Origin of the sequence: Roseibium aggregatum (assembly GCF_014692675.1) — a bacterium.
Classification (GTDB): Bacteria; Pseudomonadota; Alphaproteobacteria; order Rhizobiales; family Stappiaceae; genus Roseibium; species Roseibium aggregatum_C.
This window is the reverse complement of record NZ_JABFCZ010000007.1, coordinates 181,289-196,079: the sequence shown is the minus strand read 5'-3', so window position 1 is coordinate 196,079 and position 14,791 is coordinate 181,289. Positions and strand designations below refer to the sequence as shown.

Below are 14,791 nucleotides of genomic sequence, written 5' to 3'. Positions count from 1 at the left end.
AACGTCTGCTCCAACCGGGAGGATTGAAATCGATGAGTGGAAGACTGGAAGGCAAGGTTGCCGTCGTTACGGGCGCAGGCTCGGGCTTCGGGGAGGGTATCGCCAAGCGGTATGCCGCGGAAGGCGCGAAGGTCGTCGTCGCCGACCTGAACGAAGGTTCGGCGGCGCGGGTGGCGCGGGAAATCGGCAGTGCGGCAATCGCGGTCACGGCGGATGTCACCAAGACGGCAGGCGTGACGGCCATGGTCACCGATGCGACCGATGTCTTCGGCCGGCTGGATATCCTCGTCAACAACGCCGGCTACACCCATCGCAATTGCGACCTGCTCGATGTCAGCGAAGACGACTTCAACAAGATCATGGCGGTGAACGCCAAGGCGATCTATCTGGCCACCCTTCAGGTCGTGCCGATCATGGAAAAACAGGGCGGCGGGGTGATCATCAACACCGCGTCGACCGCCGGGCTCAGGCCGAGGCCGGGGCTCACCTGGTACAACGCCTCCAAGGGTTTCGCCATCACCGCCACCAAGTCGATGGCGGTCGAACTGGCGCCGAAGAAGATCCGGGTCAATGCGCTGTGCCCGGTCGCGGGCGAGACCGCCATGCTGGACCGTTTCATGGGCGAGGACACGCCGGAGCGCCGTGCGGCCTTCAAGGCGACCATTCCCCTCGGCCGTCTATCGACGCCGGAAGACATCGCCAACGCAGCCCTCTATCTCGCCTCCGACGAGGCCGAATTCATCACCGGCGTCGCCCTGGAGATCGACGGCGGCCGGTGTATCTGACGGCACGATGAAAAAAGGGCGAAAATTCTTGGTTTCGCCTGAGATTGATGGCTCTTAGGGAAGATCGGATGTGCCGCTTGCACCCGTCTCCCCCCTTGAGGGGGAGATGTCACCAAAGGTGACAGAGGGGGGTAACAGCGGAAACTTCATGCTGCGGCGTCGCTTGCTATGCCGAGGGCCTGACACCCCCCTCTGTCCGCTAGCGCGGACATCTCCCCCTCAAGGGGGGAGACGGGAGTGGGCGGGACTGCTGTCATCAATTCACACGAAGGAACCGTGCGGTAAGGCGGCCTCTTCAGACCTTCCCCTGCCGCTTCAGTTCCACATAGGTGTCGTCCAGCGTCTTGCGGGCGATGGCGACCAGTTGATCTGCCTCGTCGTGGGAAAGGACCAGCGGCGGGGAAATGATCATGCTGTCGCGCACCGCACGCATGACCATGCCGTTGTTGAAGGAGATGTCGCGGCAGAGCGTGCCGACGGTTCCCTCATTGGCAAACTTCTTCGACCGGTTGCCCTTTTCCGGAACCAGTTCCAGCGCACCCATCAGGCCTTTCATGCGCGCTTCGCCGACCAGCGGATGGTCGCCGAGCGCCGTCCAGCGCTTCTGCAGGTAGGGACCGATGTCGTCGGCGACATAGTCGACCAGCTTTTCCCGCTGCATGATTTCCAGGTTGGCAAGCGCCGCTGCAGCACAGGCCGGATGACCGGAATAGGTGTAGCCGTGATAGAACTCGCCGCCCTTGTCGATCAGACCTTCGGCGACCCGGTCTGAAACCAGCACGCCGCCCATGGGCAGATAGCCCGAGGTCAGGCCCTTGGCGATCGGCATCAGGTCGGGTTCAAGGCCGTAATAGTCGGAACCGAACCAGGTGCCGAGCCGGCCGAAGCCGCAGATCACCTCGTCGACGACCAGCAGGATGTCCCGCTCCGCCAGGATCTTCTTGATTTCCGGCCAGTAGGTTTCCGGCGGGATGATGACGCCGCCGGCGCCCTGGATCGGTTCGGCGATGAAGGCGGCAATCTTGTCCTCGCCGATCTCGTCGATCTTCTCGGCCAGCTTGCGCGCCACCTGGATGCCGAAGTCTTCCGGGCTCATGTCGCCGCCTTCGCCGAACCAGTAGGGCTGGTCGATGTGGTGGACGCCGGGAACCGGCAGGTCTCCCTGGCCGTGCATGGCCTTCATGCCGCCGAGGCTGGTGCCCGCCAGCGTCGAGCCGTGATAGCCGTTCCAGCGACCGATGATGGCCTTTTTCTCCGGCTTGCCCATCTGGTCCCAGTAGAAGCGGGCCATGCGGAAGACCGTGTCGTTCGCCTCCGAGCCCGACGAGCAGTAGAACACCCGGTTTATGTGGGCCGGTGCGAGTTCGGCGAGCTTTTCCGAAAGCGCGACCGCAGGCGGGTGGGTCGTCTTGAAGAAGGTGTTGTAATAGGACAGCTCGCTCATCTGGCGATGGACGGCATCCGCGACCTCCTGGCGGCCGTGACCGATCTGCACGCACCAAAGACCGGCCATGCCGTCGAGGATGCGGTTGCCGTCTGAATCCGTCAGCCAGACGCCGTCCGCATGGGTAATGATCCGGCTGCCTTCCGCATTCAGCGCCTTGGTATCCGTGAACGGATGGATGTGGTGCGCAGCATCGGCTGCCCGCAAGGCGGCGGTCGGATAGATGTTGGATACAGCCGTCATTGATAACTCCGTTGGCGAAAGACTGGTGATGGTCTGAAAGGTTTCACATCAGACGTTGAGCAGGAGGTATTCCCGCTCCCAGGGACTGATGACAGACATGAAGGTTTCGAACTCTTCATGCTTGATGGCACGGTAGGTGGCGACGAACTTTTCGCCGAAGATCTCGATGATGTCGGGATTGTTCTCAAACAACGCCAGGGCTTCCGGCAGCCCGCGGGGCAGGGCCTTCAGCAGGTGGCTGCAGCTTGTGGTTTGCGGAGCGTCCGGTTTCAGTCCCTTGACGATGCCGAGGTAGCCGCAGGCAAGCGAAGCCGCGATGGCGAGATAGGGGTTGGCATCCGATCCCGGCACCCGGTTTTCAAGTCGCCTGGCCTGGGCGTCGGAGTAGGGCACGCGCAGTCCGACCGTCCGGTTGTCGTACCCCCAGTAGACATTCACCGGCGACGTCGAATTGCGGGAGAAGCGCCGGTAGGAATTGACAAAGGGCGCCATGATGCAGGTGACATAGGGCAGATACTGCTGATGCCCGGCAATGAAGGAGAGGAATTCCGGCGTCTCCTCGCTGTTCTCGCCGGCGAAGATGTTGTTGCCCGTTTCCTTGTCGATCACCGACTGATGGATATGCATGGCCGAGCCGGGCTGGCTCGACATCGGCTTGGACATGAAGGTCGCATACATGTCGTGGCGTAGCGCCGCCTCGCGGATCGTGCGTTTGAACAGGAACACCTGGTCCGCGAGCTCGAGAGGATTGCCGTGACGGAGGTTGATCTCCATCTGTGCGGCGCCCTCTTCGTGAATGAGCGTATCGATCTCAAGTCCCTGCTGTTCCGACAGGTCGTAAATGTCGTCGATCAGATCGTCGTATTCGTTGAGCGCGGAGATCGAATAGGACTGGCGGCCGACTTCCGGGCGCCCGGAGCGACCCGTCGGCGGTTCGAGCGGATAGTCCGGGTCGGCATTGGGCTTGACCAGGTAGAACTCGATTTCCGGAGCGACCACCGGCTCCCAGCCCTTGTCGGTGTAGAGCTTCAGAACACGCTTCAGCACGTTGCGCGGGGCGGTTTCCACCGGCGCGCCTTCGCGCGTGTAGGCGTCGTGAATGAGCTGCGCGGTCGGGTCCGTTTCCCACGGTACAGAGGTCAGGGTCGCGTAGTCCGGCCGGAAATAAAGGTCGCCGTCGATCGGATTGTGCTGAAAGCGCTCGTCGTCTTCCGGATAGCTGCCTGAAATCGTCTGGGCGAAGATCGACGCGGGCATGGTCATGACCGAACCGGAGAAGAACTTCTCCGACGGCATCATCTTGCCGCGGGCGACGCCGGCGAGATCCGGGACGACGCATTCGATGTCCTGGATGTTGCGTTGCCGCAGCCAGGTGCGAGCCGCCTCCATGTCGCCGACGCCGCGCAGGCTGTCATTGTTGGAGATTTCGGGATCGTTGGTCTCGTTGCTCACATCAGGCTCCAGGGTTTTAAGCGCAGGAATTGGAAGCGGACGGAACCGCTCCGGCGACCGCGTCAGCTTATACCTGCCGGTCCGCGAATTTGGCACCGGTCTGATCTTTCTGCGTTTTGATTATTTTGTGATCACAAAATCCACAAGTCAATGGACAAGATCACATGTGGTGAAAGAAAGGGACTTATTCGGACGTCAGACCGTCCCGCCCGAGGATGCCCATACCCTCCTTGATATCGCTGGCAATCGCCATGCGCAGGGCCGCGGCGTCCTGGTCCCGTATCGCCTTGGTCGCCTCCTTGTGCCAGTCGATCAGATTGGCCGTGCCCACCCGGCCGTAAACCATGCGCATGAACGGGGCGAACTGGAGCCAGAGGCTTTCGGCGAGCGGCAGCAGGATCTCCGACGGCGAGGCGGAATAGATCCGGAAATGGAACAGATGGTTGAGCCGCATATAGGCTTCCGCATCGCCGGTTCCGATCGATGCGTCGATCTCCAGATCGATTTCTTCCAGCGACTTTGCGTCGCGGCGCGTCAGGTAAGGCAAGGCCATTTCAGCCAGTTCGGGCTCAAGCAGCAGTCGCGCCTTGAGGATTTCGTCGAAGCGGGCCGCGGTCATCTCCGGAACCTGGACCCGGCCGTTGGGGCGCACGATCAGGGCGTTTTCGGCGGCCAGGCGTTGCAGCACCTCGCGCACCGGCATGGGGCTGACGCCCAGATCCTGGGCGAGCCCGCGCAAGGTCACGGCCTTGCCCGGAATGAACCGTCCCGTCAGCAGCGCCGTGCGGACCGCACGGTCGACCTGATCGCGGGTGGCGCCCCGTCCGGAACGGGGTGCGGAACTGCCTGTCGGAGTGCTGGTTCTGACCTCCTGGCCCAATGCGGTGTCCTCTTTTTCGTCACGCCGTGGCGCGAAATTGCACAGTCGCCTCAGGACTGCGGCCTTGACAGGCCTCCTCGAAAGTGATCACATTTTTAGACAAAGCGCAAATGGCCCGACTGAAAAGGATACGCGTGCCTGAATGGTAGAAATGCCCCACCAAGTGCTGGAGCACCCGGCGGAACCCGGCTGGAAAGCCGGCGTCAATGCGTTCCTTGCCGAGCACCCGGATCTGGACACGGTGGAAGTCGTCCTTCCCGACACGAACGGGGTTCTGCGCGGCAAATGGCTGCCCGGTCAGGCGGTCAGAAAAGTTTTCGACGACGGCGTCGCCTTTCCGTTTTCCCTTTACGGTCTCGATGTCTGGGGCCGGGAGGTGGAATCGACCGGCATGCATCTGGAGACCGGTGACAAGGACGGGGTCTGCTGGCCGATCCCCGAGACCCTGAAGCTTGTGCCCTGGGCGGAGCGCAAGACCGCGCAGGTTCTCTTGTCCATGTACGACCGGGACGGGGCGCCCTTCCTTGCCGACCCGCGCCATGTTCTGAAACGCATGGTCGACAAGCTGGCCGATTTCGGCGTCACTGCGACCTGCGCCTACGAGCTGGAATTCTATCTGTTTGAGGAAAGCGAGGGCGACTGGACCGAGCAGCCGAAGCCGCTGTTTTCCACCCACCGCGGCCCGGCCCGGCAGAACATGTACGCCCTGTCGGACCTGGAAGCGCTGCTGCCGGTAGTCGACGATCTGCGCCGGGCGGCCGATCTGCAGGGCATTCCCGCCGATGCGGCGGTGTCGGAGGCTGCTCCCGGACAGTTCGAGCTCAATCTGCATCACCGCAGGGATCCGCTTCTGGCCGCCGACGATGCCGTGCTGCTGCGCCGCCTCGTGGCCGGGGTCGCCCGTAAGCATGAATTGAAGGCCTCCTTCATGGCCAAGCCGTTCGTGGAATGGCCGGGCAACGGCATGCACGTTCATGTCTCGATGGAAAACAGGGACGGCAACCTGTTCGCCTGCCCGGACAAGGGGGCGGACCGGCTGGGCTATGCGATCAACGGCCTGCTCGAAACCATGCCGGAAGCCCTGTTGCTGTTCACATCGACCTTCAACGGGTTCCGCCGGATGCAGCCCGGCTCCTATGCGCCGACGTCGATCTGCTGGGGCTACGACAACCGCTCCGTCGCCCTGCGGGTTCCCGCCAGCAGCCCGGAAGCCGCGCGGGTGGAGCACCGGATCGCCGGCGCCGATGCCAATCCCTACCTGGTCCTGACCGGAATTCTGGCGGGCATGCTGGAAGGGCTCAAGGCCGAGGTCGCCCCGCCGCCGGCGGTGACCGGCAATGCCTATGAAAAGAAACACAAGCGCCTGACGCCGTGGATGGACGAGGCCATCGACGCCTTCGAGGCGTCCGAACGGATGAAGGAAGCGGTCGGACCGGAGATGCACAAGGTCCTGACGGAAATCAAAAGGGAAGAATTGAACGAGTTCGGCCGCGAAATTTCGCCGCTGGAACGCCAGACGTATCTTTAGTCAGACATGCCTCTGGACAAAAAACGGCATGTCTGCGGATAGTGGGGGTAGAGGAACGGATCCCATTGTTCGTCGAGATATGTGGTCCGGTGGGGTCACCGGAAAAACAACAGCCGGATCACTGGATGGCCTGACCGCCGGATGGTGCGTCAGACAAGCAACTTAGAAGGCCGGTACAACGGCTGAGAGTGTCAAATTCTGGAGTGGAGTTGAAATCATGATCAAGACCATCTTGTCGGGGGCCGCCCTGCTGAGCCTTGTTGCCGGTTCGGCCATGGCGCAGGACCGTGTCGTCAATGTCTACAACTGGTCGGACTATATCGACGAATCGATCCTTGAGGACTTTACCAAGGAGACCGGCATCAAGGTCGTCTACGACGTCTTCGACAGCAACGAGATCCTGGAAACCAAGCTGCTGGCCGGCGGCACGGGCTACGACGTCGTGGTTCCGACCGGGTCGTTCCTGTCGCGCCAGATCAAGGCCGGTGTGTTCGAGAAACTCGACAAGTCCAAGCTGCCGAACCTGAAGAACATGTGGAAGGAAATCGAGGAACGGGTCCAGAAATACGACCCGGGCAACGAATACTCCATCAACTACATGTGGGGCACGACCGGCATCGGCTACAACGTCGACAAGGTGAAGGCCGCGCTCGGCGACAATGCGCCGGTGGACAGCTGGGACATCGTCTTCAAGCCGGAAAACATCTCCAAGCTGAAAGACTGCGGCGTCTTCCTTCTGGATGCCCCGACCGAGCTGATCCCGGCCGCGCTGAAATATCTCGGCATGGACCCGGACAGCAAGGACCCGGCCGACATCGAAAAGGCGGGTGACCTTCTGAAGACGATCCGCCCCTACATTCAGAAGTTCCATTCGTCTGAATACATCAACGCGCTCGCCAACGGCGATATCTGCCTTGCCGTCGGCTGGTCCGGGGACGTTCTGCAGGCGCGCGACCGCGCGGCCGAAGCCAACAACGGCGTGACGGTGGAATACTCGATCCCGAAGGAAGGCGCGCTGATGTGGTTCGACCAGATGGCGATCCCGGCCGATGCGCCGCACAAGGCGGAAGCGCTTGAGTTCCTGAACTACATCATGCGCCCGGAAGTCATGGCCAAGGCATCGAACTATGTCTACTACGCCAACGGCAACAAGGCGTCGCAGCAGTTCCTGAACGAAGACGTGATCGGCGACCCGGCGATTTACCCGAACGAAGAGACGCTGAAGAACCTCTACACGGTTACGGCCTATCCGCCGAAGGTGAACCGGATCGTGACCCGCGTGTGGACAGCTGTCAAAAGCGGTCAGTAATACGTATCCTGACAGGGCCCGCTTTTGCGGGCCCTGTCTTTTTGGGGATGGATAATCCGGGGAAATTATCTTGGCCAAAAAACCGATCGGTCCTGTGCGGCGCGTGTTCGCGCCCTGGAAGGACCCCAACGCGGTGCCTTTCATCGAATTCCGGAATGTCACCAAGCGGTTCGGCGATTTTACCGCCGTCAACAATCTGAGTTTGAAAGTCTACGAGCGCGAGTTCTTTGCGCTGCTGGGCGGATCCGGCTGCGGCAAGACCACCTTGATGCGCATGCTCGGCGGCTTCGAGACGCCGACCGAAGGCCAGATCCTTCTGGAAGGCCAGGACCTGGCCGGCGTGCCGCCGTTCCGGCGGCCGACCAACATGATGTTCCAGTCCTATGCGCTGTTCCCGCACATGACCGTCGAGGGAAATATCGCCTTCGGCCTGAAGCAGGACAAGATGGCGAAGGCGGATATCGAGGAGCGGGTGCAGGAGATGCTGCGGCTGACCAAGCTGCAGCCCTTCGCCAAGCGCAAACCGCACCAGCTTTCCGGCGGCCAGCGTCAGCGCGTGGCGCTCGCCCGGTCTCTCGCCAAGAAGCCGAAGGTGCTCTTGCTCGACGAACCGCTCGGCGCGCTCGACAAGAAGCTGCGCGAGGAAACCCAGTTCGAGCTGACCGCCCTTCAGGAAAGCCTGAAGATGACCTTCATGATCGTCACCCACGATCAGGAGGAGGCCATGACTGTGGCGGATCGCATCGCGGTCATGGAAGCCGGCGAGATCATTCAGGTCGCCACGCCGGCCGAAATCTATGAAACGCCCAATTCCCGCTTCGTGGCCGACTTCATCGGGGATGTGAACCTGATCGAGGCGAAGGTCATGGAGACCTCGGAAGCGGGCACGAAACTGCAGGCCGTCGGCGAGGACTTCCAGATCGAAACCAGCCAGAAGGTCGGTGTGAACGTCGGCGCCAGCGTCTGGTATGCGATCCGCCCGGAAAAGATTCGGATTGTTCTCGGCGAGGAGCCGCTGCACAAGGTCAACGCGACCAGCGCCGTCGTCTGGGACATCGCCTATCTCGGCGATGTGTCCATCTTCCACAGCAAGGTGGGCGAGGATCACACGTTGCGGTCCACGGTCGCCAATGTCACGCGGCTCGTCGAACGTCCGATTTCCTGGGATGAGCAGGTTGTCCTGTCCTGGGATGGCGACGCCGGCGTGATCCTGACATCGTGACGGGCAGGGGATGACGCGACCATGAGCACCGAGACATCCGCAAAACCGAAGCGAACCATCGGCGGCTGGCTGCTGATTGCCGTACCCTACGCCTGGCTGCTGGTGTTTTTCCTGGCGCCTTTCTTCATCGTCTTCAAGATTTCGCTGTCGGAAGTGGCGATCGCGATCCCGCCCTACCTGCCGACCTTTGATATCTCGGCCGGATGGCAGGACTTCAAGGACGGCCTGTCCCAGCTTTCCTTCGAGAATTACGTCTGGCTGACCGAGGACGCACTATACTGGAAATCCTACCTCTCCAGCGTGACCATCGCGGGGACATCGACTGCACTGACGCTGCTTTTCGGCTATCCGATCGCCTACGGCATGGCGCGCTGCCCCAAGGCCTGGCGGCCGACCCTGTTGATGCTGGTGATCCTGCCGTTCTGGACCAGCTTCCTGATCCGCGTCTATGCCTGGATCGGTATCCTGAAGAATGAGGGCCTGCTCAATCAGGTGCTGCTCTGGCTCGGCGTCATCGACCAGCCTCTCGTCATCCTGAACACGAACATCGCGGTCTATATCGGCATCGTTTATTCCTACCTGCCATTCCTGGTTCTGCCCCTTTACGCAAACCTGGAAAAGCTGGACGAGAGCCTGCTGGAAGCCGCCGAAGACCTCGGCTGCCCGGCCTGGAAGGCCTTCTGGAAGATCACCCTGCCGCTGTCGCTGCCGGGCGTCATCGCGGGCTGTTTCCTGGTCTTCATTCCCGCGGTCGGCGAGTTCGTGATCCCGGATCTGCTCGGCGGGTCGAACACGCTGATGATCGGCAAGACCCTCTGGGTCGAGTTCTTTGCCAACCGGGACTGGCCGGTGTCGTCGGCCGTGGCCGTGATCCTGCTCCTGCTTCTCGTGATCCCGATCGTTCTGTTCCAGAACCAGCAGCAGAAAATGGGGGAGAAGGACGCATGAGAAACGGTCCCACCTGGTTCAACGTCACCTCCATCGCTCTCGGCTTTTCCTTCCTTTACCTGCCGATCGTGATCCTGGTGATCTTTTCCTTCAACGAGAGCAAGCTGGTGACGGTCTGGGGCGGCTTTTCCACCAAGTGGTATGCATCGCTACTGCATAACCAGCAGCTTCTCGACGCGGCCTGGGTGACGCTGCGCATCGCCGTCCTGTCTGCGACGCTGGCGACCGTTCTCGGCACCATGGCGGCCCTCGTTCTGGTCCGCTCGGGCCGCTTCCACGGCCGGTCCCTGTTTTCGGGAATGATCTTCGCGCCGCTGGTGATGCCGGACGTGATCCTCGGCCTGTCGCTGCTTCTGCTGTTCGTTGCCGTGGACCAGTCCCGCGGTTTCTGGACGGTCATGCTCGCCCATACGACCTTTGCCATGTGCTATGTGGCGGTCGTCGTGCAGTCACGCCTCGTCGGCTTCGACAAGAGCATCGAGGAGGCTGCGGAGGATCTCGGCTGTCCGCCGGCCAAGACCTTCTTCCAGATCACCCTGCCGATCATCTTCCCCGGTGTGATCGCCGGATGGATGCTGGCTTTCACCCTGTCGCTTGACGATCTAGTGGTGGCAAGCTTCACCACCGGTCCGGGCGCGACCACGCTGCCGATGAAGATCTATTCCCAGGTCCGCCTCGGCGTGACACCGGAAATCAACGCGGTGTGCACGATCCTGGTCTGCCTGGTGACCCTTGGCGTCATCGCGGCATCGATCGCCACCAAGCGCCAGCAGATCCAGCGCGAAAAGGACGAGCGGGCCGCCTTCGGTGCCGATTAGGCCTCGAGCTCGGATCTGGCCTAGGCCCGCGGCGGGCGGACGACATAGATCAGGAGCCAGACCGGCACCACGATGAAGGCGCCGAGCAAGATGTTGGGAATGGCCCAGTCGATGAACAGCTGCAGGTAGATCCACAGCTGCATCGGGCTGAGGCCGACCGTGTTCAGGATCGTTTCCGCGGAAATATTGAAAAAGGTCAGAATGGCGCCGACGATCAGTGAGGCCAGTGCGATCTTGAAAATGGTCGACAGGAACTGGATCACAACAAGCTCTCGGGGCCTTCGGGACTATGCATCAATCAATATGTTAAGACATTACATACCATAACGCAGCGCCCTGAAAATGCTGCACTGCCGCCAATCCGGCGCTTCGAGGGCCCAAAAAGGTGAATTGGTAAATCCCGGTAGAGCCTGGATTTTCGGCTCAAGGCCTTTCGCAACCGCGAAGGAGGCCTTGACGGCGGGCGCCGCCTGCGGTCAATTGCCGGAATCCTGCCATGGAGTCTTCTGGGAGATTGGTATGAACAAGATATATCCGGACGCAGCCGCTGCGCTGGAAGGACTGGCGTTTGATGGGATGACCATCATGGCCGGCGGTTTCGGTCTGTGCGGCATTCCGGAAAACCTGATCACCGCGCTGCGGGATTCAGGCGCCAAGGACATCACCGCCATTTCGAACAATGCCGGTGTCGACGATTTCGGTCTCGGGCTGCTGCTCCAGACCCGTCAGATCAAGAAAATGGTTTCCTCCTACGTCGGCGAGAACGCCACCTTCGAGAAACAGTATCTGAACGGCGAGCTGGAACTGGAATTCAACCCGCAGGGCACCCTTGCGGAACGCATCCGCGCCGGCGGCGCCGGGATCCCGGGCTTCTACACCAAGACCGGTGTCGGCACGCTGATCGCCGAAGGCAAGGAGCACAAGGACTTCAACGGCGAGACCTACATCATGGAAACCGGTCTGGTTGCCGACGTGGCACTCGTGAAAGCCTGGAAGGCGGACAGCGAAGGCAACCTCGTCTACCGCAAGACCGCCCGTAACTTCAATCCGATGATGGCAACCGCAGGCAAGGTGACCGTGGTCGAAGTCGAGCAGCTGGTGGAAACCGGCAGCCTCGATCCCGATCACATCCACACGCCGGGTATCTTCGTGGACCGCATCATTGTCGGCACCCACGAGAAGCGCATCGAAAAGCGCACCACGCGCGAAGCCTGAACGAGTTGAGGAGAAACGAGAATGGCCTGGACACGTGACGATATGGCCAAGCGGGCTGCGCAGGAGCTGCAGGATGGCTTTTATGTCAACCTCGGGATCGGCATCCCGACGCTTGTATCCAACTACATTCCCGAAGGCGTCCATGTGACGCTTCAGTCGGAAAACGGCATGCTCGGCATGGGCCCGTTCCCGACCGAGGACGAAATCGACGCCGACCTGATCAACGCCGGCAAGCAGACGATCACCGAACTGCCGCAGACGAGCTTCTTCTCGTCCGCCGACAGCTTCGCCATGGTCCGCGGCGGCCACATCAACCTGTCCATCCTGGGCGCCATGGAGGTCTCCGAGAAGGGCGATCTCGCCAACTGGATGATCCCGGGCAAGATGGTCAAGGGCATGGGCGGCGCCATGGACCTGGTGGCCGGTGTCAAGCGCGTGGTGGTGATCATGGATCACACCTCCAAGGCCGGCGATCCGAAGCTCCTGAAGGAATGCACCCTGCCGCTCACCGGCGTGCATTGCGTAGACCGGATCATCACCAACCTCGGCGTCTTCGACATCACCCCCCACGGCCTGTCGATCGTCGAACTGGCGCCGGACGTGACCGTGGAAGAGGTCAAGTCCAAGACGGAAGCGACAATCGTCTGAACTTTCGTGTTTTGATGAGAATAGGAAGGCCCGCCGGTTTCGGCGGGCTTTTTTTTGTTTGGTGAGATGCTCGTGCAGATCATCGACTTTGGTGTGCGGTTTCGCCCCGTATCCAAACGGCAAGCGGAGGTGAAGCACGGCTTTGCTCCCTGCACAACCGTCACCCCGGACTTGATCCGGGGCCTACTCGCAGCGCCGCTTGCGGTAGCTTTGATCAAGGGAATAACGGCTCTGGGAACGAGTAGGCCCCGGCTCTCCGCTTCGCTACGGCCGGGGTGACGCCCGGAAGGAAGCAACATCGCTCTCCGGTCCCGGCTCGCGCTTTGCTTGGCCGGGATGACGATGGATAGGGGGGCGTTACTGCGCCGCTTCCGTCTCGCTGGCCTTCCGCTTCGAAGCCGGGCTGATTGCCGGGAAGTCGTCGCTCGTGATGGTCTCGTTCTTCAGGAGAAGTTCGGCGCCCTTTTCCAGGTCCTCGTGATGGCCTTTCAGGATCTTGACCGCATTCTCGAAGGCGGCCTCGACCCGCTCGCGGATGGCGAGATCGACCTCGCGCATGGTCTCCTGGGAGATGTCCACCATGTCCGCCACCGGCTGGCCCATGAACTGCTGACGCTGCTGGGCGTAGATCCGGTGGCCCAGCGTTGCGTCCATGCCGTAGCGGGCGACCATTTCGCGGGCGATTTCGGTGGCCTTCTGCAGGTCGTCCGAGGCCCCGGTCGAGATCTGGTCGAATATCAGCTTTTCCGCGGCCCGTCCGCCCATCAGCACGGTCATCCGGTTTTCCAGGTCCGTGGTCGACAGCAGGAACCGGTCTTCGGTCGGCCGCTGAATCGTGTAGCCCAGGGCGCCGATGCCGCGCGGGATGATGGAGACCTTGTGCACCGGATCGACGCCTTCCAGGTTGGCGGCAACCAGCGCATGGCCCATTTCGTGGTAGGCGACGGTCTTGCGTTCCTTGTCCGACAGGACCCGGCTTCTCTTTTCCAGGCCGGCAATGACCCGTTCGATCGCTTCGGTGAAATCGGCGAGCGTGACTGAATTCGCGTTTCTGCGGGTCGCCATGAGCGCAGCCTCGTTGACGAGCGTGGCAAGATCCGCGCCTGAAAAGCCGGCCGTCAGCTGGGCGACCTGATCCAGGTCCGTTTCCGGATCGAGCCGGATCTTCGGCACATGAACCTTGAGGATTGCCAGGCGTCCCTTCTTGTCCGGCCGGTCGACCAGGACCTGCCGGTCGAAGCGACCGGCCCGTAACAGGGCAGGGTCGAGGATTTCGGGGCGGTTGGTGGCGGCCAGCAGGATCGTGCCGACCGACGGGTCGAAGCCGTCGAGTTCGCTCAGCAACTGGTTCAGCGTCTGCTCTTTCTCGTCGTTCGCCATCATCGGGTTGGACCCGCGGGCGCGGCCGAGGGCGTCCAGCTCGTCGATGAAGATGATCGCGGGCGCTGCCTTGCGGGCCTGTTCGAACAGGTCGCGGACGCGGGCCGCACCGACGCCGACGAACATTTCCACGAATTCGGAGCCGGAAATGGAAAAGAACGCCACATTGGCCTCACCGGCGACGGCGCGGGCGAGCAGCGTCTTACCGGTTCCGGGAGGGCCGACCAGCAGGATGCCTTTCGGCACCCGGGCACCCAGGCGGCCGTAGGCCTTCGGATCGCGCAGGAAATCGACTACTTCCTGCAGCTCGCGCTTGGCCTCGTCGACGCCGGCGACATCGTCGAAAGTGGTTTCGATGCCTCGTTCCACATAGACCTTGGCCTTCGACTTGCCGACGGTCATCATGCCGCCGAGCCCCTGCTTCTCGGCAATGCGGCGGATGAAGAACGCCCACAGGCCGAACAGGAGCAGCATCGGCACGATCCACGACAAGAGGTCGCGCAGGAACGTGGACTGGATCACGCCGGTGAACTTGACGTTGTATTTCGTCAGTTGCTCGGCAAGCGGCAGGTCCACCCGGGTGGTGGTGAAATAGTCCTTGTTGTTGATCGGCTCGCGGAATTTGCCCTCGATCGTGTTTTCTTTGATCGCGATCTCGTCGATCTTGCCGTCCTTCAGATACTGCTCGAACTGGCTGTAGGGGATCGGCTCGATGGTCTTGTAGGCTTCCCACCAGCTCTGGAACAGGAACAGCGCCATGATCGCGGCGAACGCGTACCAGAGATTGATCTGATGTTTCTTTTCCATCTTGTTCACCGGTTCGCTCCTGGGTCCGTTCCGATAGAGGAACGGACGCCGCCGCTTGTCAATAACGCCTTTGCCGTACTCACGATGCCAGGGCGCGGCCCGCTAAATTCGG

13 protein-coding genes are annotated in these 14,791 nt (G+C 61.6%); 8 read left to right on the top strand and 5 right to left on the bottom strand.

Features of this window, described 5'->3' with window-relative positions; genetic code table 11:
• Positions 1-32 precede the first annotated feature (32 nt).
• Entirely contained in the window at positions 33-785 is a 753-nt protein-coding gene (locus tag HK439_RS07985; RefSeq protein WP_190290866.1) for an SDR family oxidoreductase, read from the top strand.
• A gap of 295 nt (positions 786-1,080) precedes the next feature.
• Here HK439_RS07985 and HK439_RS07980 read toward each other — a convergent pair whose 3' ends face one another.
• The 3 genes from HK439_RS07980 to HK439_RS07970 all read right to left on the bottom strand — a co-directional run bounded on the left by HK439_RS07980 (position 1,081) and on the right by HK439_RS07970 (position 4,804).
• Complete coding sequence (locus HK439_RS07980) at positions 1,081-2,472, bottom strand: aspartate aminotransferase family protein (protein WP_190290865.1); 1,392 nt, start codon at positions 2,470-2,472, stop codon at positions 1,081-1,083.
• Between the two features lie 48 nt (positions 2,473-2,520).
• A complete protein-coding gene (locus HK439_RS07975; RefSeq protein WP_419247577.1) occupies positions 2,521-3,924 on the bottom strand; it encodes a glutamine synthetase family protein in 1,404 nt (467 codons plus the stop codon).
• Between the two features lie 184 nt (positions 3,925-4,108).
• Positions 4,109-4,804, bottom strand: coding sequence for a GntR family transcriptional regulator (locus tag HK439_RS07970; RefSeq protein ID WP_190290864.1), 696 nt, complete (start codon positions 4,802-4,804; stop codon positions 4,109-4,111).
• 151 nt (positions 4,805-4,955) lie between these two features.
• Between HK439_RS07970 and HK439_RS07965 the strand changes: the two genes are divergently transcribed.
• From HK439_RS07965 to HK439_RS07945, 5 genes are all read left to right on the top strand, one after another.
• Positions 4,956-6,332 carry a glutamine synthetase family protein gene (locus HK439_RS07965; protein WP_209011640.1) on the top strand — a complete coding sequence of 459 codons (1,377 nt, stop codon included), beginning with the start codon at positions 4,956-4,958 and terminating at the stop codon, positions 6,330-6,332.
• A 217-nt stretch (positions 6,333-6,549) separates the two neighbouring features.
• The gene (locus tag HK439_RS07960; RefSeq protein WP_190290862.1) at positions 6,550-7,641 is read left to right on the top strand and encodes a polyamine ABC transporter substrate-binding protein; all 1,092 of its coding nucleotides are present in this window, start codon (positions 6,550-6,552) and stop codon (positions 7,639-7,641) included.
• Positions 7,642-7,711: 70 nt separating this feature from the next.
• The gene (locus HK439_RS07955; protein WP_190290861.1) at positions 7,712-8,863 is read left to right on the top strand and encodes an ABC transporter ATP-binding protein; all 1,152 of its coding nucleotides are present in this window, start codon (positions 7,712-7,714) and stop codon (positions 8,861-8,863) included.
• 21 nt (positions 8,864-8,884) lie between these two features.
• The gene (locus HK439_RS07950) at positions 8,885-9,811 is read left to right on the top strand and encodes an ABC transporter permease subunit (RefSeq protein WP_190290860.1); all 927 of its coding nucleotides are present in this window, start codon (positions 8,885-8,887) and stop codon (positions 9,809-9,811) included.
• Positions 9,808-10,629, top strand: coding sequence for an ABC transporter permease (locus tag HK439_RS07945; protein ID WP_190290859.1), 822 nt, complete (start codon positions 9,808-9,810; stop codon positions 10,627-10,629). The genes HK439_RS07950 and HK439_RS07945 overlap by 4 nt, the downstream gene beginning before the upstream one ends.
• A 20-nt stretch (positions 10,630-10,649) precedes the next feature.
• Here HK439_RS07945 and HK439_RS07940 read toward each other — a convergent pair whose 3' ends face one another.
• Positions 10,650-10,892 carry a DUF6460 domain-containing protein gene (locus HK439_RS07940; protein WP_190290858.1) on the bottom strand — a complete coding sequence of 81 codons (243 nt, stop codon included), beginning with the start codon at positions 10,890-10,892 and terminating at the stop codon, positions 10,650-10,652.
• A gap of 256 nt (positions 10,893-11,148) precedes the next feature.
• Between HK439_RS07940 and HK439_RS07935 the strand changes: the two genes are divergently transcribed.
• Positions 11,149-11,844 (top strand): CoA transferase subunit A, encoded by a 696-nt coding sequence (locus HK439_RS07935; protein WP_190290857.1) that lies wholly within the window; start codon positions 11,149-11,151, stop codon positions 11,842-11,844.
• Between the two features lie 21 nt (positions 11,845-11,865).
• On the top strand, positions 11,866-12,492 hold the full coding sequence (locus HK439_RS07930; RefSeq protein WP_190290856.1) for a CoA transferase subunit B: 627 nt from the start codon (positions 11,866-11,868) through the stop codon (positions 12,490-12,492).
• 357 nt (positions 12,493-12,849) lie between these two features.
• On the opposite strand, the gene ftsH is transcribed toward HK439_RS07930, so the two are convergent.
• Entirely contained in the window at positions 12,850-14,679 is a 1,830-nt protein-coding gene (gene ftsH / locus HK439_RS07925) for an ATP-dependent zinc metalloprotease FtsH (RefSeq protein WP_190290855.1), read from the bottom strand.
• Between the last annotated feature and the right edge of the window lie 112 nt (positions 14,680-14,791).